The following is a 22,761-nucleotide window of genomic DNA, read 5'->3' as shown; positions in this document are numbered from 1 at the left end:
CCGCGTCACCGCAATAGTATCTACATACTCAAAGCGATAATCCCGAAACGCTTAGTCGATACGCCAGCGCTTGGCTTGCATCATCGGTCATTCATGCTTAAGATAAGCATTAGTTTAGTTACCCTTTAAGACTGGCTAGTGCTGCTATTTTTAACTATTATGGTTATCTTTTGCGCAGCTAAAGCTTAGATAACCGCTATAATTATAAAAAACAACAGGACAACCCTATGAACCTATTACCAAAGAATTTTGAGTCGTTCAAGCGTAAAACTAAAAAAAACATTATGCCGCTGTTGTCGCCCCATTTGCTTAAATTGCGTATTAATACTTATGCGCCTTATGTTGGTGCCGGTATTAAAGTTGAGCATGTCAATCTTGATCATGGCTTATGCGTAGTTAGCATGGGGCTCAATGCGATGAATAAAAATATCGTTGGCACCCAGTTTGGCGGTAGCTTGTATTCGATGGTTGATCCTTTTTATATGACTATGTTGATGCACCAGCTTGGTAGTAGCTACGTGGTTTGGGACAAAAGCTCACATATTGAGTTTATCGCCCCTGGCAAAACTAGAGTTACCGCACGTATGAAGATCCCTAATGATGAGATAGCCACCATCCGCGACTTAGCAGAGCACGGTGAAGCGGTATTTCGTGACTATAAGACCGACATCGTCGATGATCAACAAAAAATCATCGCTACTGTGACTAAGACGGTCTATATTCGTCTGCGTAAACACAGCAAATCTAAAAATCAGAGCAGTCCGGTAGATACTATTGATTAAGCGACTAATAAATCAGCAGCTTTACTAATATTAAAGTCTATAGATACAAAAACCCCAATCTGGCATCAGCAAGATTGGGGTTTTGTCTTTTTTGGTACACCTACTTATTAATATGATAAACCTATGAATAAGGGCTTGCAGCGAGCACTAAGTCTACTGGTTTACTACAACCTATCCATCAATGAATTAAGCTGAAGTAACGGTAGTCTTAAATAAGTGCTTAGATACCTGGTGCAGTATCGGCTGGAACGTTAGCATCAGTCTTTTTCTGAGCGACTTTTTTAACTGGACGAGCGCCAAGTTTTTCACGGATACGTGCTGATTTACCAGAACGCTCACGTAAGTAGTACAGTTTCGCACGACGAACAGCGCCGCGACGTTTCACTTCAATGCTATCAACAATAGGTGAATGCAATTGGAAAGCACGCTCAACACCAACACCGCTTGAAATTTTACGAACGGTAAATGCTGAGTTTAGACCGCGGTTACGCTTAGCGATAACAACGCCTTCAAAGGCCTGTAAACGCTCACGATCGCCTTCACGTACTTTTACTTGAACCACGACAGTATCGCCTGGGCTGAAGCTTGGGTGCTCACGTAGTTGGGCATTTTCGATGACTTGAACTAATGGATGCTTGTTGCTCATGAGAGTTATCTCCTCACATTAGATAATAGAGGCTAAGCGCATATCACCTGTTTGTAATAATTAATTATATCTGTAATAAGATACAAGGTAAGGGTTATACAAACGGCCATTATGGTATGACCTGTTTTATTATTGCGCAAAATTTTGACGAGTAACTATTTGTTTAACGGTTATTGCTGTCTGCTTTCGCTAAGGCTTTTAACCACTTCGCTTGCTGAACATTGGGAGTAAACGCTTGCCATAGATCTGGACGCCGCGCTTGCGTACGTTCAACTTGCTGACTAAAACGCCACTTGGCAATGTTGGCATGATGACCTGAAAGTAGTACTTCCGGGACAGCCATACCTGCAAACTCATGCGGCTTAGTATAGTGTGGGCAGTCAAGCAAGCCATCGACGAACGAATCTTGCTCAGCTGATTGATCATCACCCATAGTATCTGGTAGACGACGAATCACACTATCCATTAGTACCATCGCTGGCAGCTCGCCACCAGTAAGCACATAATCACCAACTGACACCTCGCTATCAACATATTGTGCTAATAAGCGCTCATCTATGCCCTCGTAACGACCGCACAATATAATCATGCCGTCATACTCAGCCATATCGAGCACTTTACTCTCACTCAGCGTTTGCCCTTGTGGTGACATATAAATCACCGGACAATGCGCTTTGTCAATACGACAGCCATGTAAGCTAGCTCGCTGACGAGCATCATCAATAGCTTGCGCTAAAGGTTCAGCCATCATGACCATGCCAGGACCACCACCATAAGGACGTTCGTCAATGCGGCGGTAGTTATCAGTAGTATAATCACGCGGGTTAATGCACTCTATAGTGACCTGATTCTGAGTCACTGCTCGTCCCGTAATACCAAAATCACGAATCGATGCAAACATCTCAGGAAAAATACTAATCACTGCAAAATACATCTTAGGCCCGCTTGTTTAACTACTCAGCTTAGTGTCATCACCTTAACTTGGTAAAGGCAAATGACGGCTACTCACACTGAACTAACAGTCTGTTATTAGTAGTCGCTTGGCCAATCTACAGTTACCGTTTTGCTAGTCTTATCGACTTGCACTACGGTTTGCTTATGCCAAGGTATCAGACGCTCTTCACCATCTATACTGTCTGAAGTAACGGCTACACGCATAATATCATGGGCACCCGTTTCAAACATTTCGGTGATATCACCTAGATACTCATCTTGCTCGTTTATGACTCGCATACCTACCAAATCTGACCAATAAAACTCATCAGCAGCAGTCTCTGGCAGTATATCTTGCTCAACCCAAACGGTAACTCCGTTCATAGTCTCAGCGACGTTACGGTCAGGAACTTGCTCAAACTGAGCAACGATCCCTGTACCTTGCTGACGCCAAGCTTTGACAGTCAACGGCTTCATACCAGTAGCGGTTTTCATCCACCACGGCTGCATGCCAAATATGTCTTCGCGATTATCAGTTTCACTAAATAACCATAACCAGCCTTTAATGCCGTAAGGCTTTTTGAGCTGGGCAATTTTCATGAGGGATTTAGCGTCTGGAGCAGATGACATAACAGCGAACCTAGCTTTGTATAAGCACCTATTGACGTAAACATCAACAGCCACTTAAAACAGCAATAAACAGTTAATGGCGTAGCCTGGTTAGACCAGTTACGCTATGTTTTAAAGCAGGCTAATAAAAATGAATGATTAAATAACTTACGCTGTTTAATCATTTACTTATCTAATTAGCCGATAAACTAATACTTAAGCTTTAGCTTCGGTAGTAGCTGCTTTGTTATAAGACTTTACTAAAGAAGCAACGCGATCTGAAGGTTGTGCACCTTTCTCGATCCAAGACTTGTACGCTTCCATGTTTACGCGTACTGCTTCTTCTGAATCTTTAGCTAGCGGATTAAAAAAGCCAATATTTTCGATGTAACGGCCATCACGCGCGCGGCGTTGATCTGCTACTACTACTTGATAAAATGGGCGTTTCTTGGCACCGCCCCGTGCTAAACGAATAACAACCATGTGAATTCTCTCTTTCGCAGGTATACCAAAAAGGGCGTAATTATAACATAGTATTTTATTATTAAACACCTAAACTAGGTTTATTTAATGCTTTTATAACCGTGACTTAACGCTAATCACTCTGACGAATGCCTGCCGATTCTTATAGCTGGCGTTTGGTTAGTGAAAAGTCTAGTAGTGCCCATAGCACCTGAATAACTATTGCACTATACTTCATACATTATTACCTATTGTCCAGAGCCACAACTGCTTATGATATCTCCGAATCCACGCTCACGCCGTCAAGGTTGGTTTACTCGCTCCTATTCCAATAGTTGGAAAACCACGCTGATGGTTACTTTTATTGTAATCATTAGCGTTAGCTTATCGATATGGTTTTTTTGGCGCAGTCTTTATTTACCAGAGCTCAAAAGCCATGCACGCTATTTGACTAGTGAGCTGCGTCTGATGAACAGTGTCAAACGTGACTGGCGGGATAATCCACAAATGCAGCAGTGGGTCTATCAGCACTCACATGTGGCAGTAGTGAATAACCCTAGCGACTTCCCAAAAGTGGAAGATAAAGCTTTTGTAGGCTTATTTACTGACGTGCTGCAAAATGAGATTGGGGCTCAACTTGGGCGTCCTGTAGCGGTGTATTTTAAATTTAAACCTACTCCCCAGTTGTGGGTCCAAGACAGTCGTGATACTAGCTTTTGGATTCGCGAGTCGGTTGTCTATTACTCACAATACAGTCCAGTATTACTAATATTATTTTTGTTTGGCTTACCGATATTGACCTTGTTGACTATCATTTTATTAGCGCGTCAGCTTAATCGTCCACTGCGTTACTTGCAGCGGGCGGCAAACAATTATATCCGTCTGGGCCATGCGACTACTTTGCCAACGAATAGTGGCCCTACTGAGATTCGGCAAGTGAACACCGCTTTTAATCGTCTGTTTACTACCCTTAACCAAGCACAAAAAGAGCGCACTATTATGCTCGCTGGAATTTCTCACGATCTGCGCACTCCTCTGACCCGAATGCGCCTAACCGCTGAGATGCTGCCGGATGACTTTTTCCGTGAAGGGCTTATTTATGATGTCGAAGACATGGATGCGATCTTAGAGCAGTTTATCTCATTTATGAAAGATGGCTCTGATGAACCAGTGCGCTTAACCAACTTAGACACTATATTTAAAGAGATTATGGTGCAGTTTGCGCCGATGAAGTTTATCTATCAATCTGAATGTAATAACGCTGTTCCCGTGCGCCCTCTATCAATCAAACGCTTGATCATCAACTTAGTTAACAACGCTAACCGTTATGGTAAACCACCGATCTATTTATCGGCTCAGGTAGTACCCATTCTTAGCGAGGCTGAGCTGGAAGAAGATAGTGAGATAGTTAGCGAAAACCAAGTGAATAAAGAGGCTAATGAGCAATTAGTGATTTGTGTACGAGACTGTGGTGAAGGCGTCGCAGAGGATCAGTTGGAGCGTATTATGCAGCCCTTTGAGCGCGGGGAGACAGCACGGACTACCCAAGGTAGCGGCTTAGGCTTAGCGATTGTTAGTCGTATTGCCCGCCTACATCATGGGGAAGTCGAGGCTATTAATCATCCTGATGGGGGCTTAGAGGTTTGTGTGCGTATTCCACTAATTTCTAAAGTTACTGGGGACGAAGCCTCAGCTAGTGAAGCTAAAATTATTGCTGATAATACAATAGCAGGGCAATAAATACTGTTGGCTACTCTGCTTTACCAATAGGCGGTGCAATATACGTGGCGCTATTGGTAAATGCCAGTGGCTGTATTATCTCAGCTTCAATCAACTTTAGACTGTTAGTAACTGACGGCTGCGGTATAAATAAGTAGTAACCTAAAGTGATAGCGTTTAGTAATACTAAACCGCCAAATAAATAACGCATTGTTTCTGCTCCTGTATTTCAAACAGTAAGGCCTATCCCCTTCACTAGCTTCAACTCATTAATGAGTCTATTGATAACCAACTGCTGCATAGCCAGCTATGTTTACATTCAGACTTATGCTTAGCTAAAAATTAAAATAATAACGGGCTGCTAATACTGATGGCTGTTCTTACAGTACATAAAAACTCTGCGAGCTACTCTAGCTGCTATTCTTTAGCCTTTACTATTTGGATCGAAAATTTGCACCGATACCTTGGATGTGATATTAGCTATCAAAACTGCGATTGCTTTGCTCTTGAGTTATTTGGTCAGCAGAGATAGTTTGAGTCAAAGGCTTAATCGGCCAAGTCATGGCAAAGCGCGCGCCACCCAGCTCCGGGCTTTCGTCTACAGACATACTACCATTAAACCAAAAAGCAATGCGCGATACAATAGATAAGCCTAAACCATAGCCACCTGAAGCACGGGTTCGGCTGTCATCTAAGCGTGAAAAAGGAATAAACACCTTTTCACGATCAGACTCTGCTATACCATGACCATCATCTTCAACGATAACAAAAGCATCGCCTTTTTTTACTCCAGCACTGATGATGATAGTAGTCTCTGCATAGCGTAATGCATTACCAGCTAGATTTTGAATGACTCGATGTAGATAGCGACGATCAGCAATTGCTGTCACTTTAGCATTAGGCGGATTACCAACGATTTTGATATCTTTACCTAACGCATTAGTCTCACGGACCACCTGCTCGATTAGCTCTTTAAGATTTACCGCTTCTAGATCTAGCTTAGGTGAGCCTTCTTCTAATTTGGCATAAGTCAACATCTCATCAATCAAACCGTTGAGCGACTCAATATCTTCATCTATGAAATCGCGCTGCTTAAAACGTGACTCCTCATCTTCAGTATCAGCCAGCATATCGACCGCAAAACGAATACGAGCGACTGGCGTACGCAGCTCATGAGACACCGCCCGAGTTAACTCACGCTGTGACTCAATCAGACGTTTGATATGTGAAGTCATAGCATTAAAAGTCGCTGACAAACGAGCAATCTCATCTTGACCGATAACTTGTACTTGAATATCCAAGTTACCCTCGCTGACCTCATTAACCCCAACTTGGATTAATTGTAGCTTACGCTCGAGCGGGAAGATAAGGGCGTAGACGCCTAGACTGATTAAGAACATGCTAATCAGTACCATACTGATGATTAGATTTAGTGGAAACCAGTTGAATAAGGGTACTGGCCCCATCACTATCACCATATCGTTAATTTCAGAAGGCACAATTATTTTTATCGAAGAGCCGCCTTGGTTGGTACTAGTATCTTGAAACAATATAACTACTTCATCACGGCGCAATCGCGCCATCTGGTCATTGTCTAGACTTAAGCTATTGATACCTTTTAACTTCAATGGAAAAGCAAATTTTTCTGATAGCTCCGCTAGACGACTGCGTTTTGCCGATAGCGTCGAATAGTAGGACAAGTCGTCTAAGAGGAATACCGCCATAGCACGCACTTGCTGCTCAGTAACTTGTGAGATTCGCACTGTCAATACACTATTGCCATCTGGCAATCGATGATAAACATTAGCATAAGTAGGTTGCGTAATGTATCGAACTACCGTTTCACCATTATCAAAACGGCGCAATTCACTAGAGCTAAAACCAACCTCTTTGATCGGCAGTATCTTAAACGTTGAGCCAAACAGACTACTAGCATCAGATAGCCAATACTCACGCTGGGCCTCACTGTCCTGATGACCAATACCTTCACTTACTAAGTAAAAAGCCCCTGTTGCCATATTCTCACGGTAGGATTGCACTCGCTCTTTATTGATAGTATCCATCAACAACTGCGCAAATAAGGCTACGCATAGACAAACTATTAATAGTCCGCCATAGATACGTACGAAGATACTGTGTTTTAACGAGGAGACTAATGACATACGAGCCGTGACCAAACTGTTGAATGATGACTGAATAATGGGGGATGAGCAAGAACTGCTAGCTAAACTTAATTTATTGCACTGACTATAGCAGCTAATTAAACCATAGAACGCTATCCATAAGGTCAAAAAGTTAAAATTTATACCAAGAAAAACCAGCATAATGCTGGTTTTTCTAGATAACTGACTATGATGATTCTATAATAAGCCTAAATACAGACTTAGTTACCTTCTTTGACGAATAGATAGCCTTTACTACGTACCGTTTTGATACGCTTTGGATTCTCAGGATCATCACCAATCTTTGGACGAATACGAGAGATACGTACATCAATTGAACGATCTTGTCCGTCATACTCGATACCACGTAGACGCTCAAAGATATCTTCACGCGATAAGATACGACCGGCATTAGAAGCCAACAACCATAGTAAGTCATATTCAGCGCTAGTAAAATCAACTAACTCTTCACCAAGCATTACTGAGCGACCACCATTATCAATGACCAGCTCGCCAAACTCTAAGCGTTGTGGCACATCTTCAGAAGGGGCGTTCTCAGAACGACGTAATAAAGCACGAATACGCGCTAACAGTACGCGTGGTTGAGCAGGTTTAGCAACATAGTCATCAGCGCCCATTTCTAGGCCTAGCACTTGATCCATATCTTCGGTGCGTGCCGTCAACATCAAGATAGGATTTTGATAGTGTGGACGTACTTCACGGCAAACCGTCAAGCCATCACTACCTGGTAACATGACATCAAGTACTACTAAGTCTGGCTGCTCGCTAACGATACGACGAATCGCACGATTACCATCTGTTTCGATCGCTACTTCTAGACCATTTTTTACCAAATAATCTTGGGTTAACATGGCAAGACGCTCATCGTCCTCAACAATCAAAATTCGAGGGGTATTGTCGTCATCAGTTGCTGTCATTGCTATATCCTCTAGTACATCTGAGTTAAAAGTAATAAAATTAGAAATTAATAACACCGTGAAGTGGCATAATTTATAAGTATTATAGTCATCTATTTATGTTTATTTGGGTTTTTCAGTTTCGTGAGCTTACTATACTAGCAAATCTACTGCCACCTATACTATAGCTCATTGTCATTAACAAAACCTATAAACAATATTGGCTAAAACTTTAGTTAACGTCCGAAAATCATAAAGGTTCACTATTATAGGTACTGCTTATGTACTGTTATGCCCTGCTGAATGCATTTAGCTGAAGCTGGCCTGCTATTGAGTCGCTTTCAGTCTACTGTTGATAAAGTTAGTAGTACCGTAATATAACTAAATATCACTGAGATCGCTAGTGTCTTTTGGGATAAATAACTATTATTTATTAATCCTTTAAAAAGGATATACATATAAGGTAATAAGCCATAAAAAAACAGCCCATTATGGACTGTTGTTGATAAGATATGGCTATTATCAATAATGATCTAACGCTTACTGATTGTCTTAGCTTCGATTCTGATACTTACGTATAGTCTGTAGCTGAGCCACTGATTCTGCTAGTGAGGCTAATGCTGCGTTAGTTTGCAGAGTATCAGACTGATTAACTAGCATTTGCTCAGCTTTTCTACGAGCTTCAACGATTTTGCTCTCGTCAAGATTATGAGCACGCATAGCAGTATCAGCTAAGATAGTAACCATCTTTGGCTGTACTTCTAAAACCCCACCTGAAACGTAAATAACTTCTTCTTCGCCATTAGCCTTTTGTAAGCGCATTGCACCAGGTTTTAGCAAAGTAATTAGTGGCGTATGGCCTGGCAACACCCCAATCTCGCCTTCGCTACCGGTTGCGATTAGCATACTAATCTCCCCTGAATACAACTCTTCACGGGCACTTACTACACGACATTGTAACGTTGCCATACTTAATTCCTTATTGTAAAAGCAGTAGTTTCCAACAGCAGTTATTTTTATAGAATACTAAAAGCAGTAAAGCTATTATAGAAATAACCATTAAATTCATACTGCTCATGAGTGGATAAACTTGTTAAGGCTTATAGATTATACACTCACTAGCTCAGCGATTGATCTGCTTAGGCTGCAGTAGATTTCATTTTTTCTGCTTTTGCAACGACTTCATCGATACCACCAGCCATATAGAAGGCTTGCTCTGGTAAGTCATCATATTCACCAGCGATGATTGCTTTAAAGCTAGCAATAGTATCGCGTAGTGGCACATATTTACCAGGCGCACCAGTGAAAATTTCAGCAACGTGGAAAGGCTGTGATAAGAAACGCTGAATCTTACGCGCACGATAAACGGTTAGTTTATCTTCTTCAGACAGCTCATCCATACCTAGAATAGCGATAATGTCTTTTAGTTCTTTATAGCTTTGCAACACTTCTTGCACGCCGCGAGCAACATTATAATGCTCTTCGCCGATCACTTGTGGATCAAGCTGACGTGAAGTTGAATCTAGTGGATCAACCGCAGGATAGATACCTTGTGAAGCAATATCACGGCTCAGTACTACAGTAGCGTCTAAATGAGCAAAAGTAGTAGCAGGTGATGGATCGGTCAAGTCATCCGCTGGTACATAAACTGCTTGTACTGAAGTGATTGAACCTGACTGCGTTGAAGTAATACGCTCTTGCAGCATACCCATCTCTTCAGCTAAAGTTGGCTGGTAACCAACAGCCGATGGCATACGACCTAGTAGTGCTGATACTTCAGTACCGGCCAAGGTATAACGATAGATGTTATCAACGAACAGTAGTACGTCACGACCTTTGCCAGTGGCAGGATCTTTAGTATCACGGAAGTATTCAGCCATCGTCAAACCAGATAAGGCCACACGTAAACGGTTACCCGGTGGCTCATTCATCTGACCATATACCATCGCTACTTTAGATTTGCTAAAGTCTTCGGTATTCACAACGCCAGCATCTTGCATTTCGTGATAGAAATCATTACCTTCACGAGTACGTTCGCCAACACCAGCAAATACTGATAGGCCTTCATGCTTAAGAGCGATGTTGTTGATCAATTCCATCATGTTGACGGTTTTACCAACCCCAGCACCACCAAACAAACCAACTTTACCACCTTTAGCGAACGGGCAAAGTAGATCGATAACTTTAATACCAGTCTCTAACAGCTCAGTACTATTTGACTGTTCAGCATAGCTTGGCGCTTCACGGTGAATTGACCAGCGCTCATCAGCTATTACTGGACCTTCTTCATCGATAGGACGACCTAGGACATCCATGATACGACCTAAAGTACCGATACCAACAGGCACAGAAATAGGAGCGCCAGTGTTAGTAACTGGTAAGTTACGTTTTAGGCCTTCAGTTGAGCCCATAGCGATGGTACGTACAATGCCATCACCTAACTGTTGCTGTACTTCTAAAGTGGTTTCGGTGCCGTCAACTTGCAAGGCATCATAAATTTGTGGAACTTCGTTACGGTTGAACTCAACGTCAAGAACCGCGCCAATAATCTGTACAATACGACCGCTACTCATTGCGTTCTCCTTTAACTTCTATATATGGGGGCTTCATAAAAACAATTATAGACAAACAGTAATTATGAAACAGCAGCAGCACCGCCAACGATTTCCGAGATTTCTCGAGTAATCGCCGCTTGACGCAGCTTGTTATAAACCAACTGTAAATCGTTAATTAAGTCACCAGCATTATCCGTTGCTGCTTTCATAGCAACCATACGGGAAGACTGCTCAGAGGCAATGTTTTCCATAACCGCTTGGTAGACGATAGATTCGATATAACGTCCTAGCAGATCGTCAATCAAGGTCTTGATGTCAGGCTCGTAGATATAATCCCAGCTTAACTCAGTCTGCATACCGCTTTCGTCATCACTAAAAGCACCTTCTGGTAGAGGCACTAACTGATTAACAGTCGGTTTCTGAGTCATCGCATTGATAAACTGGTTATATACTAAGTAGATACGATCTATCTTGCCGTTATTATAGTCATCAAGCATCGCTTGCACTGGCGCATTTATCTGCTCAAAGGTTGGCTTATCACCATAATCAGTAACAGCAGAGGTGACTTTGCCACCGAAGCTTTTAAAGAAACTGACGCCTTTAGCACCGATAACAGCGTACTCAGCGGCTACCGATTGTTGCTGGTATTGCTGAATGCTTTTTGATAGCGCTTTAAATAAATTGATATTCAAACCACCCGCTAGGCCTCGATCAGAGGTGATAACGATATAGCCCACTTTATTGACTGGGCGCGTTACCATATACGGATGTTTGTAGTCTGATGAGGCATGCACCAAATGTGAAATAACCCGGCGCATACTATCAGCATACGGGCGACCCACGCTCATGCGTTCTTGGGCACGGCGCATCTTACTCGCGGCCACCATTTGCATGGCACGAGTAATTTTTTGGGTGCTTTTAATACTGGTGACTTTGGCACGTATCTCTTTTAAGCTTGCCATAATGATTCCAATATAAGAGGGTTAAAAGAGCATTGGCACATGCTACAAGGTAGTAATAGAAAAAGTATTGTCTTGTGGCATTATGCAATAACATGTCAGTAATGGCGGCTGATAGCGGCACTAATATCTGCTACTACTGTCAAAGTGAGGTCTTAATAATATCCTATTGATATTATTAAGAGCTACTAATAACTTCGATATTAGACCACTATCACAGCGCCTTTAACCAACTTAACCCGTTAAATTAATAACTGTGGTTTTGTTTAAAAGTCTCAAGTGACGACTTTAAACGACCTGCAATATCATCATTATAATTTGCAGTGTCATCGATCTCTTTCATCAGCTCAGATTGCTCATCATGCATATAACGTAAATAGCTTTCTTCAAAAGAACCGATCTTCTCGACTGGAACGTCTGCTAAGAAGCCTTCGTTTGAGGCATAGATAACCGCAGCTTGCTCAGAGATGGACATTGGCTGATACTGTTTTTGTTTCATCAGTTCAGTCACGCGTTCACCATGATCCAGCTGTTCACGAGTCGCATCATCAAGATCAGAGGCGAACTGAGCAAACGCTGCCAATTCACGATACTGAGCTAGGGCAGTACGAATACCGCCAGAGAGCTTTTTGATAATCTTAGTCTGAGCCGCACCACCAACTCGCGATACCGAAATACCAGCGTTCACTGCTGGACGGATACCCGAGTTAAATAGGCTTGATTCTAAGAAGATCTGACCATCAGTAATTGAAATTACGTTAGTCGGTACGAATGCCGAAACGTCACCAGCTTGGGTTTCAATAATTGGTAAGGCGGTTAAAGAACCGGTTTTACCAACCACTTCACCGTTAGTGAATTTTTCTACATAATTAGCATTAACGCGTGATGCACGCTCTAATAGACGTGAATGAAGATAGAATACATCACCAGGATAAGCTTCACGACCTGGCGGACGACGTAACAATAGCGATATCTGACGATAAGCAACCGCTTGTTTTGATAAATCATCAAAAACAATCAGTGCATCTTCGCCGCGGTCACGGAAGTATTCACCCATCGTACAACCTGAGTACGGTGCAATATACTGTAGCGCTGCTGGCTCTGATGCTGAAGCAACTACTACTGTAGTATATTCAAGGGCACCAGTTTGCTCAAGTTTGCGCACCACGTTGGCGATAGTAGAGCGTTTTTGACCAATGGCCACATACACACACTTAATGCCAGATGATTTTTGCGCAATGATCGCATCGATAGCCATTGCCGTTTTACCGGTTTGGCGGTCACCAATAATAAGTTCACGCTGACCACGACCGATTGGGATCATAGTATCAACGGCTTTATAACCCGTCATAACAGGTTGATCTACTGACTGACGATCAATAACGCCTGGAGCAATCTTTTCAACTTTATCAGTCATTTTGGCATTGATAGGACCTTTGCCATCAATAGGATTACCTAAAGCATCAACAACACGACCTAATAGCTCAGGACCTACGGGTACTTCAAGAATACGACCAGTACAATATGCTTTTTGGCCTTCTTGTAATTTTAAGAAGTCGCCCAATACTACTGCACCGACAGAATCACGCTCTAAGTTCAGCGCCATTCCATAGATCTCGCCTTCAAATTCAATCATTTCGCCGTACATAGCGTCTTCAAGACCATGAATCTGCACGATACCGTCAGATACTTTGACAATCGTGCCTTCATTCTTTGCAGTTGCACCCGCATCAAGGTCTTGAATACGCTGCTTAATCAGACTACTGATTTCCGCTGGATTCAATTGTTGCATTGCCTGGTTTCCTTTAATTTATGATACCGCCCACTGACTCAAACACTCTCACTAGCACACCCCACTAATTCAGTAGGGTATTGCCTATCAGTAGTATTAGGCCGTTAGCTGTGTTTTTAACTGTTTTAACTTACCGCGCATTGAATCATCGATGATTTTGTCACCGACTTTGATAGTAGCGCCTGCTAAAAGACTAGAATCAACTGTTTCGTGAATCACTACACTGGCATTAAGCGAGGCAGCAAGACGTGTTTGTAACATCTCACGCTGCTCGTCTGTCAATGGATAGGCGGTAGTCACGTAAGCATCAAGCTGCTTCAGACTTATCGCTTTATGACGACGATAATGTTTATAAACTTCAGGTAGCAGGGCCAAACGTTCTTGCTCTGCTAGCTGGTTTACAAAGTTATTAAGCGCAGTTGATACTTTTGGATAGCTGACACTACTGTTATGAATCTGCTCACTGCGACCATGGGTAGTACCCAATAGTTGCTTAAAGGCAGAATCACTAGCACTAGCTACTTGCGTATCATAAAGATCAGTCAGAGCGGCTGACTTATGCTCAGCAGAAACAGCTGGATTGTCTAGCAAGGTGTGAAAAGATTTATCATTGACAATCGTACTGGCAACGAATAGAAAATCTTCCCACTCGTTTACTACCCCGTTCTCATTGGCATAGTCAAACGCGGCTTTCGCGTAGGGTCGTGCTAAGGTTGATAAGTCAGCCATTATATCCTCACAATTACAGCTTCGCCGCCAGCTGATTTAACATGCTGGCATGTTTTTGCACATCGACTCTATCTTGCAAAATCTTCTCAGCACCAAGGACTGCAAGTTCTGCAACTTGGGCACGCAATGATTCACGCGCTTGATTGATTTCCTGATCGATTGCCGCCTGTGCTTGTTGACGAATACGCTCGCCCTCGATCTGAGCTTGCGACTTGGCATCTTCAATGAGTTGATTAGCACTCTTGTTCGCTTGCTCAATTAAGGCAGCAGCTTTAGTCTTAGCCAGATTAAGCTCCTGCTGTACATCTTGCTCCGCGGTGGCCAAATCTGCTTTTGCTTTTTCTGCGGCATCTAAGCCTTCAGCGATTTTGCGCTGACGGTCATTGATAGCACCGATAAGTGGTGGCCACACGAACTTCATGCAGAACATCACAAAGATTGCAAAAGCAATGGCTTGACCGATGAGGGTAGAATTGATATTCACGTGATCACCTCTTTGTTAATGAAAAATCAGTTTCATTGACCATGTTTGATAGTCAAAATTTGACTAAATTTATTGGTAACAATCTTTTAGAAAAACCTTGAAAATCAAACATTTACAACTGAGCTTTCTGATTAACCTGCTAGAGGGTTTGCGAACAACAATAGCATAGCAATACCAACACCGATCATCGGGATAGCATCAAGTAGACCTGCCACGATGAACATACGAGTTTGCAATTGTGAACCAAGCTCTGGTTGACGTGCAACGCCTTCTAGGAATTTGCCACCTAAGATTGCAAAGCCAATGCCTGTACCTAGTGCACCTAAACCGATAAGTAGTGCTACTGCGATAACTGTGTAACCACCTAATACTGGATCCATGGATGTATCCTCATTTACCTATTGAATGTCTAATTAATGTTCAGTTGATGATGCAAGTGACATATAAACTATAGTCAGCATCATAAATACGAACGCTTGGAGGGTAATAATTAAGATGTGGAAAATAGCCCACGGTACTGACAACGCCCACTGAATCCAAAATGGCATTAGGGCAATCAGTATGAAAATCAACTCACCAGCATACATGTTACCGAATAGTCGTAACCCTAAAGAGATAGGCTTAGCTATTAAAGTAACAAACTCTAAGATAAAGTTGATGGGTATTAAAATAATTTGTACGATAGGGTTTTTGGCGCTAAACGGATGCAGTGTTAGCTCGCCAATAAAGCCGCCTAAACCTTTTTCTTTGATACTATAAAATAGAATCAATATAAAGACTGAAAAGGACATACCAAGGGTGATATTAGGATCAGTGGTTGGTACAATCTTAAAGAACACATGATGCGGATCATGTCCCATCATGGCGCCGATTTGTCCAGCAATCATAGGAATAAAATCAACGGGTAGTAAATCCATCAAGTTCATTAAGAAAATCCACACAAAGATAGTTAACGCCAAAGGCGCTACTAGCTTTGAGGTACCACTATAAGAGTCGCGAACGTTGTTATCAACGAACTCAACGATCATCTCAACAGCGGCTTGTAGTTTACCCGGCACACCTGAAGTGACTTTTCTAGCAACCATCCAAAAGATAGCGCAGAAAACAATACCTAAACCAATTGACCAAAGCATAGAATCAAGGTGGATAGCTTTAAAGCCCATTGCACTGGCTTCTTCAGCAGTGTAGGCAACTTTCCAACCTTCGCCCGGCAGATAGCCGTACGTCCAGTTCGTTAAGTGGTGAGAGATATATTCTGTTGTTGTTTGCTCGCCTGCCATAATATAAGCTTCTTATTAATCAACGATTTACTCAACTACCAAAAATATGATTGTCATCTGATGAGACTTAAGTATGAATATTTACTGCGCTGATACAGCACACAAATAAACGCTACTTGAGCGTCCCAATAATCAATAACAGCCACCCTATTTTAACTTATACCTTGCATGCAAATACTTGTTTTCATTAGCTTTTCATAAAACGTAGCTATAAAAAAAGGGCTTATGAGTAATAACTACTAGCCCTTAGTATTCACATATAAATATATTATATGTTTGTCTGCCTGTATCCATTCGGCGAGACTGTCGCTCAATTAAGTACGGTTGAGCAAAACAATTAGTTGTGTATATTAATGCAGCGTTGTATTCGTGTAAAGGCAATTATTCGTTTTTTATCTACTATATGACTAAGTTAATGGCTAACAGCTTTGCTAGTATGGCTTTACGTCGATAATTAAATTGTAAGATTTTATTTTTAAATGTTGTTTTTAACAAAAATTAGGTGTATTACGGCTGCTATTAGTTTATAGCGTTATCTAATACGACCCAACATTAGCACATGACTTATTTTCATAACGATAAATCCAAGCAACAAGGCTGGCGCAGATAGTGGTTTTATAGTGATAAAAATAAAAGCAAAACCAAACACTGTTAGCAGCCATTTTAGGGCCTGACCTCTAAAAAATTGGCTAACAATGCGGTTACGCGCTTGGTACCCGCTATGACTAAACATAAAGACAGCAAATACCATTTGGGTCATAAAGCTTAATAAGCCACCGATAGCGGCACTTTTTGCTACTACTAATTCACCATTGAACCAGCTATTATCTATCAGCCAAGCTGCAACGATTACTAGCAGTAACGCCCAAGTCTGTCGCTTAAGATAAACTCTTATTTGTTGTTTTTGGCTGCGTTTGGCAGGTTGGGTCATTAGCTATCCTAAAGTGTAAAATATCAGTGCGATATTCCCTTATTCATCTAAATAAAATCCCAGTTATGATAAGGGCTAAGCTGTATTGAAGCAAGGAGAATAATGGGTGCTATCAAGTGTTTAGCTTTGCCTCCCTCCCTACCCTATCAGTTTATACAACTGCGTATTTGCTGCGCCATATCTTGCCATCCTTGTACAAAATCTTTACTCGCACTCATATCCTCCAGCTGTACAGTACTAGTCACTGGTTGCAGCTTAGCCAACAACCCTTTAGCCACTTTACCTTGAGTGACTAAGCACATTGACTTGGCAGGGCGCTGTTCATTTAGCCAACGTAACTGGCTAGCTTTGGGGGCTAAATGTTCATCCACACTCAAGCTACCAATAAGCTTTAGCTTTGCCGCTTGCTCTATATACTGATAAGCGTCGTGATAGGCCCAGTAAGGTTGTTGCTTTAAAACCTTATTTTGGCTTGCTACTGCTTGATCCATACGCTGAGCGAATTTTTTCGCATTAGCTTGATAGAGCGACTTGTACTGCGGATTGGCATGACTGTGAATCACAGCTAGTGCACGAGTAATAGCTTTAGCGTTTTCTGGATCGAGCCAGATGTGCGGATCTAGAGTATTAGCAATAGGCGTGCCTTGTACTTCACGTAGCGGGTGTCTAGTAAAGGCCTTAAAAGCAAATAAGGAGATAGCATTGGGGGCTTTATCTAAACTAGCTGCCAAGTTATTCTCTAAAGGGGCACCAAACCAAACTACAAATTTGCTGTCTTGAATGGCTTTAATATCACCAGGGCTGATGCTACCATGATGCCCCACCTCGCCTGCATGTAACAGTTGCTTAGCTGATGGCGCGCCTGCTGTCACAGCTTCACTTAACAGAAAAAGTGGATAGTTACTAACGCTTACCGTTGCCGCTTGTGTATTGCTCACTATTACTGAGCTTAACAGCATAGCTATTAAAACTGTTGACATTGATAATGCTTTTGCTGGCCAAAACTTAAGCCTTAGTCCTAGCGATGAGAGGTTGCTCAAAAGCCGTGTCACTCGTTGCTTACTTAGGATATTAGCAAAAATTTGTTGATTATTAGACATGTGGGGTTTTGTCCTATAACTATTTTATTAAATGCTTTTTAATAAACATTTTTTGATAAATGATGAGCAAAATTATAATGCTATGAGTGAGTAATTTTATTTATCATTATGTTATACTATAACAATTGAATATGCACTATTATTTTGGAGGTCTGTAAGGTGTCCACTACCATTTCTAATTATGCTGTGACTTCTTGCGCTAATAGATATGTCGATACCGACCATCTGCATGATGTACAGCAATCCACAGCGGAAGATGTTGCTCAACGCTTAGCTAGCGCAAAAGAGGACTGCCGTAAGCGTGGAGTACGTTTCACCCTATTACGTCAGCAGATATATCAGCTAGTATTAACCGCCAATCAGCCAGTTGGTGCTTACGACTTAATCACTCAGCTACAGCAAATACGCTTATTAGATAACGCTGCTGATAGCACAGACGATAGCTCAGGCAAGCAAACGCCAAAAAACGTCGCTCCACCAACGGTTTATCGCAGTTTAGAGTTTTTATTGAGCGAAGGTTTAATTCATCAACTGACCTCAATCAACGCTTATGTGCCTTGCTGTCATCCGCGTGCGCAACATACTGCCGCTTTTCTTATCTGTGAGCAGTGTCAACGGGTGCAAGAATGTAGCAGCCTGCCTATCCAAGAAATGATGATTTTTGCAGAGCAAGATGTGGGCTTTAAGGTTGCCCGTAGTGTTATTGAATTGAGCGGGCATTGCCAAGATTGCCAATAACCTTATCAGGAACATTAGCTGCTTTTTAAGCTTGAACTTGGTAAGTTACTATTAAAACCTAATAACTAATCATTATTCGTTAACCACTATTCATTAACCGTTAGCAGTCATACCATGAAACAGTCTATTGCTCCTCAGCATCTTGCCATTAATTCGGGTCAAGCGCTTGACACTAATATAAGTCATCAAAAAGTCGATGCTAGCCCTAAGCTACTCAGTCTAGAAAATATCAGCTACGAGATTGGCCCACAGCGTTTGGTATCCCATATTAATATAGATATCGCTGTCAATGAGACTCTTAGCCTCATCGGCCCTAATGGAGCTGGCAAGTCAACGCTAGTTAAGCTTATTTTAGGTCTACTCAAGCCTAGCAAAGGCCAAATCGTCACTCATCAACCGCTACAATTAGGGTATGTGCCACAGCGCTTTGCGGTACCGCCTATTTTGCCACTACGAGTAAAAGATTTATTAGCGCAAGCAGACCAGCGCCGTCTAAATACTGAGCAACGGCAGTTTATTTTTGACAACTTATCCTTAAATCATTTATTACCACGGCAAATGCTGCATCTATCTGGTGGCGAGACTCAGCGAGTGCTGCTTGCTAGAGCTTTATTAGATAAGCCTAACTTACTGATTTTGGATGAGCCTATGCAAGGCCTTGATCCCGATACTGAGCTTTGGCTGTATCAGTTTATCGATGAGTTACCAGATTTTTTACGCTGTGCGATGCTAGTAGTCTCTCATGATCTACATTGGGTGATGAAAGGCAGTCGCCGAGTGATATGCCTTAACAAACATATCTGCTGCGAAGGTCAACCTAGCGAGCTGGCGGTCACTGCTGAATTTCAAAAGCTGTTTGGTCATCACTATGAGCAGCCGTATGTCCATCAGCCTCACGCCTGTGAGCATCATGCGCCAAGCGCAATGTCGAGGTAGACAAACAGCTGCCTAGCTACTTTTAGCTAAGGTTAGTTGTTAGTAACATTTAGCTTTTGGCTTTTATTAAAATTTAATGGACGATATTAGTTATGACTGCTTGGTTAGCTATCATTGCTCCGGCTTGGATTGCCGGTAGTATTTTAGGGTTGCTCTCAGCACCGCTTGGCTGTTTGGTATTATGGCGACGCATGGCTTTTTTTGCCGATGCTCTAGCGCACGGAACGTTACTGGGCGTCGCTCTAGCGGTTTGGTGGCAGTTACCAATGGGTATAGGTGTAGCTTTAGTCAGCATTGTAGTGGTGTTGGGACTAGTATTGGTCGATGATGAGCGCTTGCCAGTCGATGCTGTACTAGCAGTAGTAGCCGTCACGCTATTGTGTTTAGGCTTATTAACTTTGACGCAGCTGACTGATCAACAAGCCAATATTTTGGGCTTCTTATTCGGTAACTTATTAGATCTTGATTGGGCAGATTTACCATTACTTAGCGTCAGTGTAGCGCTAGGCTTGGCCTTGCTAGTTTATATTTGGCCGGCGCAAGTCAAGCTTGCGACTCATGAAGCGTTAGCCCGTATCCAAGGTATCGACCCTACTCGCCAGCGCCTATTCTTTATGGGGCTATTGGCAGGGTTTTGTGCGATTGCACTACAAGCAGTGGGTAGCTTATTAATTAGCGGTTTGTTAGTCTTGCCCGCCTTAACCGCACGCTTGTATTCAGCAGCACCTAAGCAAATGGTGATAATGGCTTTAGTAGTAGCACAATTGGGAGTCACTTTAGGGGTTTGGGGTAGTATTTTATTTGATATTCAGACTGGACTAGCCATTGTATTAGTGCTGGCAATCATATTCTTGATCGCCCTTATAGTTTCTAAGACTTTAGCGGCAAAGTCATAAAGAGGTAGTGAGTACTAGAGTATCAATAGAGCAGCGGTACAGCTAGATTACTGTAAAAGCTTATATTACGACGGGCAACTAAAGATTTAATAACAAAAGTATTTTGTTAAACATTATTTTACTTTTTTGCTAAATAATATTGAGTTTGTTACAGAATTCATGCTATAAATGCCATCTATATATAAGATATAAGCCTATACAACTGGTCTTTTATAAAGCTTGGCCATTGACTGATGAGCTGAAAAATGGACTCATTAGCTGTCGTTTATTGGTATAATCAGTGCTTATTGATTAGTACATAAACCACTGAATCTTTATATCCGACTCACTGATACCAGCACTATTTTGGCTTAATGAGGAGTTGATCTTATTCCGACTAACCTTGTCTACCCCATCAAAACACCGAGCAAGCATTTAAATATTTTGCAAATTACTGATTTGCATATATCAACCCATCCGACTGCTAATGATAGCCCAACCTCTACACCAAGCTGTCAGTACGGCTTTGAATCGGTTGTAAAGCAAGCCCTTAATCAACAAATTGACTGTGACTTAATTTTAGTCACTGGCGACTTAGTAAATAAAGTCGAACCCGCTATCTACGACTATATCTATGAAGTCTTGAATGCTACCGGCATCCCTTTTGCTTGTATCGCAGGCAACCACGATGTGACCGATGAAGTAGGAGAAGAGCTGCCTTTTGATCAGCGATACCTTGTCGCTCAACCTGCTGATTCACGTCTCCTAAGTCGCCAAGTGATCAATACTGCTTACTGGCAATTACTATTAATAAACTCGGCTATTCCTGGCGAAATCGCTGGTGAAATTAGCAACGATGATATTGATTGGTTATGCAAACAATTAACTCATTGCCATAAACCAACATTATTGGCTTTGCACCATCACGTTATACCCATGCAGTCAGACTGGATAGATAGGCATATCGTAAAAAATACTGATATGTTTTGGCAACGCATGGCAAGCTTTGAACATTTACGAGTGATTATTAACGGCCACACCCACCAAGAACAAATCCAACATCATAATGGGGTTACGGTCTACACTACGCCATCGACTTGTTATCAGTATAAACCCTTTGAAGAGAGCTTTAGTTATGATAACAATGCTCGTCCTGGTTATCGTTGGTTGCAATTAGCCAACAATGGGCAGGTTGCAAGCTGGGTCGAAAGGTTGGATACTTGAGCGCCAATATTGTTCGCATAATACTATTGCTGTAACTAAATATCGGCTATGATAGCTGATATAGGAATAAAAATACGGCTACCCTCCCTATAATGACAAAGAACTTAAGGGTGAATAAATAGCCAGATAAGCTGTATTGATTGCGTTACCCAGTGGTAAAACGTTTTGCAGGAAGACAGCGTTTAGCTTTCTATAACAGTGGTAATATTTTGTCTTTTGAGAGAACGTTTTGTTGGATTAATTTGAAAAAATAGGATACCCATATGAGCACCCTAACCACAAATCCGAGTGATGTAAAATTTAGCCCTTATGTGCCGGCCAAAGACGAAGAGTATATGTCTGAGGCGCAATTAGAGCATTTTAAAGCCATCTTACTAGACTGGAAAGGTCAGTTAATAGGTGAGGCTGACCGCACTAAAACTTATATACAAGATGAGTCCAGTTCTATGCCGGATATCAATGATCGCGCTACGCAAGAAGAAGAGTTCGCTTTAGCCCTTCGTACTCGCGATCGTGAACGTAAACTTATCCGCAAAATCGATAAGTCTATGTCAGAGATTGAAAACGATGACTATGGCTTTTGTGAAACTTGTGGCGTAGAAATTGGCTTGCGTCGTTTAGAAGCTCGCCCAACGGCGACTCAATGTATCGATTGCAAGACTTTATCTGAGATGAAAGAGCGTCAAAACCAAGGTCACACCTAGACCCTTAGTATTAGCTAGGCAACCTCTTAAACTAACTGTTAAAAAAGCGACCTTATCTAAGGTCGCTTTTTACATTATAGCTGCCAATATTCTTATAGGTTGTTTTAAGCACTGTTAGCAGATCACTCACAAAATAGCTGTATTTTAGGAATATCTTTTTAGCTTTATTTTACTTATCCTAGCTGGCTCATTCTGCTACTTTTGACAGTTACTTATTTTGATTG

24 protein-coding genes are annotated in these 22,761 nt (G+C 41.9%); 7 read left to right on the top strand and 17 right to left on the bottom strand.

Features of this window, described 5'->3' with window-relative positions; genetic code table 11:
- Positions 1–227 precede the first annotated feature (227 nt).
- Entirely contained in the window at positions 228–782 is a 555-nt protein-coding gene (locus tag KPY62_RS09460) for a DUF4442 domain-containing protein (RefSeq protein ID WP_216581773.1), read from the top strand.
- Positions 783–1,002: 220 nt separating this feature from the next.
- Here the strand turns inward: KPY62_RS09460 and rplS are convergent, their stop codons facing one another.
- From rplS to rpsP, 4 genes are all read right to left on the bottom strand, one after another.
- A complete protein-coding gene (rplS, locus tag KPY62_RS09455) occupies positions 1,003–1,428 on the bottom strand; it encodes a 50S ribosomal protein L19 (protein WP_201622910.1) in 426 nt (141 codons plus the stop codon).
- Between the two features lie 163 nt (positions 1,429–1,591).
- Positions 1,592–2,362 (bottom strand): tRNA (guanosine(37)-N1)-methyltransferase TrmD, encoded by a 771-nt coding sequence (gene trmD, locus KPY62_RS09450; RefSeq protein WP_201622909.1) that lies wholly within the window; start codon positions 2,360–2,362, stop codon positions 1,592–1,594.
- 95 nt (positions 2,363–2,457) lie between these two features.
- Positions 2,458–2,991: a ribosome maturation factor RimM gene (rimM, locus tag KPY62_RS09445; RefSeq protein ID WP_201622908.1), complete on the bottom strand. Its 534-nt coding sequence runs from the start codon at positions 2,989–2,991 to the stop codon at positions 2,458–2,460.
- Between the two features lie 195 nt (positions 2,992–3,186).
- Positions 3,187–3,453: a 30S ribosomal protein S16 gene (gene rpsP / locus KPY62_RS09440; RefSeq protein WP_201622907.1), complete on the bottom strand. Its 267-nt coding sequence runs from the start codon at positions 3,451–3,453 to the stop codon at positions 3,187–3,189.
- Positions 3,454–3,705: 252 nt separating this feature from the next.
- Here rpsP and KPY62_RS09435 point away from each other — a divergent pair, with 252 nt between their 5' ends.
- Entirely contained in the window at positions 3,706–5,172 is a 1,467-nt protein-coding gene (locus tag KPY62_RS09435; protein WP_216581772.1) for an ATP-binding protein, read from the top strand.
- Positions 5,173–5,182: 10 nt separating this feature from the next.
- Here KPY62_RS09435 and KPY62_RS09430 read toward each other — a convergent pair whose 3' ends face one another.
- The 13 genes from KPY62_RS09430 to KPY62_RS09370 form a co-directional block, all read right to left on the bottom strand.
- Entirely contained in the window at positions 5,183–5,362 is a 180-nt protein-coding gene (locus KPY62_RS09430) for a hypothetical protein (RefSeq protein ID WP_216581771.1), read from the bottom strand.
- Between the two features lie 265 nt (positions 5,363–5,627).
- Positions 5,628–7,313: an ATP-binding protein gene (locus tag KPY62_RS09425; protein ID WP_216581770.1), complete on the bottom strand. Its 1,686-nt coding sequence runs from the start codon at positions 7,311–7,313 to the stop codon at positions 5,628–5,630.
- Between the two features lie 221 nt (positions 7,314–7,534).
- The gene (locus KPY62_RS09420) at positions 7,535–8,251 is read right to left on the bottom strand and encodes a response regulator (RefSeq protein WP_201622903.1); all 717 of its coding nucleotides are present in this window, start codon (positions 8,249–8,251) and stop codon (positions 7,535–7,537) included.
- A gap of 531 nt (positions 8,252–8,782) precedes the next feature.
- Entirely contained in the window at positions 8,783–9,199 is a 417-nt protein-coding gene (locus KPY62_RS09415) for a F0F1 ATP synthase subunit epsilon (protein WP_201622902.1), read from the bottom strand.
- A 170-nt stretch (positions 9,200–9,369) separates the two neighbouring features.
- A complete protein-coding gene (gene atpD / locus KPY62_RS09410; RefSeq protein WP_201622901.1) occupies positions 9,370–10,803 on the bottom strand; it encodes a F0F1 ATP synthase subunit beta in 1,434 nt (477 codons plus the stop codon).
- 62 nt (positions 10,804–10,865) lie between these two features.
- Positions 10,866–11,747, bottom strand: a complete 882-nt coding sequence (gene atpG, locus KPY62_RS09405; RefSeq protein ID WP_216581769.1) for a F0F1 ATP synthase subunit gamma — start codon at positions 11,745–11,747, stop codon at positions 10,866–10,868.
- Positions 11,748–11,991: 244 nt separating this feature from the next.
- Entirely contained in the window at positions 11,992–13,536 is a 1,545-nt protein-coding gene (atpA, locus tag KPY62_RS09400; RefSeq protein ID WP_216581768.1) for a F0F1 ATP synthase subunit alpha, read from the bottom strand.
- 96 nt (positions 13,537–13,632) lie between these two features.
- Positions 13,633–14,265: a F0F1 ATP synthase subunit delta gene (locus KPY62_RS09395; RefSeq protein ID WP_216581767.1), complete on the bottom strand. Its 633-nt coding sequence runs from the start codon at positions 14,263–14,265 to the stop codon at positions 13,633–13,635.
- 13 nt (positions 14,266–14,278) lie between these two features.
- Positions 14,279–14,749 carry a F0F1 ATP synthase subunit B gene (locus KPY62_RS09390; RefSeq protein ID WP_216581766.1) on the bottom strand — a complete coding sequence of 157 codons (471 nt, stop codon included), beginning with the start codon at positions 14,747–14,749 and terminating at the stop codon, positions 14,279–14,281.
- 131 nt (positions 14,750–14,880) lie between these two features.
- Positions 14,881–15,129 carry a F0F1 ATP synthase subunit C gene (gene atpE, locus KPY62_RS09385; RefSeq protein ID WP_010197960.1) on the bottom strand — a complete coding sequence of 83 codons (249 nt, stop codon included), beginning with the start codon at positions 15,127–15,129 and terminating at the stop codon, positions 14,881–14,883.
- Positions 15,130–15,162: 33 nt separating this feature from the next.
- Positions 15,163–16,029 (bottom strand): F0F1 ATP synthase subunit A, encoded by an 867-nt coding sequence (atpB, locus tag KPY62_RS09380; RefSeq protein ID WP_216581765.1) that lies wholly within the window; start codon positions 16,027–16,029, stop codon positions 15,163–15,165.
- 532 nt (positions 16,030–16,561) lie between these two features.
- A complete protein-coding gene (locus KPY62_RS09375) occupies positions 16,562–16,960 on the bottom strand; it encodes an ATP synthase subunit I (RefSeq protein ID WP_216581764.1) in 399 nt (132 codons plus the stop codon).
- Between the two features lie 146 nt (positions 16,961–17,106).
- Positions 17,107–17,940: a metal ABC transporter solute-binding protein, Zn/Mn family gene (locus KPY62_RS09370; protein WP_216581763.1), complete on the bottom strand. Its 834-nt coding sequence runs from the start codon at positions 17,938–17,940 to the stop codon at positions 17,107–17,109.
- Between the two features lie 345 nt (positions 17,941–18,285).
- Here KPY62_RS09370 and KPY62_RS09365 point away from each other — a divergent pair, with 345 nt between their 5' ends.
- The 5 genes from KPY62_RS09365 to dksA all read left to right on the top strand — a co-directional run bounded on the left by KPY62_RS09365 (position 18,286) and on the right by dksA (position 22,537).
- Positions 18,286–18,798, top strand: coding sequence for a Fur family transcriptional regulator (locus KPY62_RS09365; RefSeq protein WP_216583284.1), 513 nt, complete (start codon positions 18,286–18,288; stop codon positions 18,796–18,798).
- Positions 18,799–18,912: 114 nt separating this feature from the next.
- On the top strand, positions 18,913–19,734 hold the full coding sequence (locus KPY62_RS09360; RefSeq protein ID WP_216581762.1) for a metal ABC transporter ATP-binding protein: 822 nt from the start codon (positions 18,913–18,915) through the stop codon (positions 19,732–19,734).
- Positions 19,735–19,826: 92 nt separating this feature from the next.
- Positions 19,827–20,630, top strand: a complete 804-nt coding sequence (locus KPY62_RS09355) for a metal ABC transporter permease (protein ID WP_216581761.1) — start codon at positions 19,827–19,829, stop codon at positions 20,628–20,630.
- Between the two features lie 423 nt (positions 20,631–21,053).
- Complete coding sequence (locus tag KPY62_RS09350; RefSeq protein ID WP_228730638.1) at positions 21,054–21,833, top strand: metallophosphoesterase; 780 nt, start codon at positions 21,054–21,056, stop codon at positions 21,831–21,833.
- A gap of 263 nt (positions 21,834–22,096) precedes the next feature.
- Positions 22,097–22,537, top strand: a complete 441-nt coding sequence (dksA, locus tag KPY62_RS09345) for an RNA polymerase-binding protein DksA (protein ID WP_201622892.1) — start codon at positions 22,097–22,099, stop codon at positions 22,535–22,537.
- Positions 22,538–22,761 lie beyond the last annotated feature (224 nt).

Origin of the sequence: Psychrobacter sp. TAE2020 (genome assembly GCF_018919485.1) — a bacterium.
Classification (GTDB): Bacteria; Pseudomonadota; Gammaproteobacteria; order Pseudomonadales; family Moraxellaceae; genus Psychrobacter.
This window is presented reverse-complemented; position numbering and strand designations above follow the sequence as displayed.

Bases quoted from the DNA above. Each gene is read 5' to 3' on its own strand.
- KPY62_RS09460 (WP_216581773.1), top strand. From the start codon at position 228: ATGAACCTATTACCAAAGAATTTTGAGTCGTTCAAGCGTAAAACTAAA.
- rplS (WP_201622910.1), bottom strand. From the start codon at position 1,428: ATGAGCAACAAGCATCCATTAGTTCAAGTCATCGAAAATGCCCAACTA.
- trmD (WP_201622909.1), bottom strand. From the start codon at position 2,362: ATGTATTTTGCAGTGATTAGTATTTTTCCTGAGATGTTTGCATCGATT.
- rimM (WP_201622908.1), bottom strand. From the start codon at position 2,991: ATGTCATCTGCTCCAGACGCTAAATCCCTCATGAAAATTGCCCAGCTC.
- rpsP (WP_201622907.1), bottom strand. From the start codon at position 3,453: ATGGTTGTTATTCGTTTAGCACGGGGCGGTGCCAAGAAACGCCCATTT.
- KPY62_RS09435 (WP_216581772.1), top strand. From the start codon at position 3,706: ATGATATCTCCGAATCCACGCTCACGCCGTCAAGGTTGGTTTACTCGC.
- KPY62_RS09430 (WP_216581771.1), bottom strand. From the start codon at position 5,362: ATGCGTTATTTATTTGGCGGTTTAGTATTACTAAACGCTATCACTTTA.
- KPY62_RS09425 (WP_216581770.1), bottom strand. From the start codon at position 7,313: ATGTCATTAGTCTCCTCGTTAAAACACAGTATCTTCGTACGTATCTAT.
- KPY62_RS09420 (WP_201622903.1), bottom strand. From the start codon at position 8,251: ATGACAGCAACTGATGACGACAATACCCCTCGAATTTTGATTGTTGAG.
- KPY62_RS09415 (WP_201622902.1), bottom strand. From the start codon at position 9,199: ATGGCAACGTTACAATGTCGTGTAGTAAGTGCCCGTGAAGAGTTGTAT.
- atpD (WP_201622901.1), bottom strand. From the start codon at position 10,803: ATGAGTAGCGGTCGTATTGTACAGATTATTGGCGCGGTTCTTGACGTT.
- atpG (WP_216581769.1), bottom strand. From the start codon at position 11,747: ATGGCAAGCTTAAAAGAGATACGTGCCAAAGTCACCAGTATTAAAAGC.
- atpA (WP_216581768.1), bottom strand. From the start codon at position 13,536: ATGCAACAATTGAATCCAGCGGAAATCAGTAGTCTGATTAAGCAGCGT.
- KPY62_RS09395 (WP_216581767.1), bottom strand. From the start codon at position 14,265: ATGGCTGACTTATCAACCTTAGCACGACCCTACGCGAAAGCCGCGTTT.
- atpE (WP_010197960.1), bottom strand. From the start codon at position 15,129: ATGGATCCAGTATTAGGTGGTTACACAGTTATCGCAGTAGCACTACTT.
- atpB (WP_216581765.1), bottom strand. From the start codon at position 16,029: ATGGCAGGCGAGCAAACAACAACAGAATATATCTCTCACCACTTAACG.
- KPY62_RS09375 (WP_216581764.1), bottom strand. From the start codon at position 16,960: ATGACCCAACCTGCCAAACGCAGCCAAAAACAACAAATAAGAGTTTAT.
- KPY62_RS09370 (WP_216581763.1), bottom strand. From the start codon at position 17,940: ATGTCAACAGTTTTAATAGCTATGCTGTTAAGCTCAGTAATAGTGAGC.
- KPY62_RS09360 (WP_216581762.1), top strand. From the start codon at position 18,913: ATGAAACAGTCTATTGCTCCTCAGCATCTTGCCATTAATTCGGGTCAA.
- KPY62_RS09355 (WP_216581761.1), top strand. From the start codon at position 19,827: ATGACTGCTTGGTTAGCTATCATTGCTCCGGCTTGGATTGCCGGTAGT.
- dksA (WP_201622892.1), top strand. From the start codon at position 22,097: ATGAGCACCCTAACCACAAATCCGAGTGATGTAAAATTTAGCCCTTAT.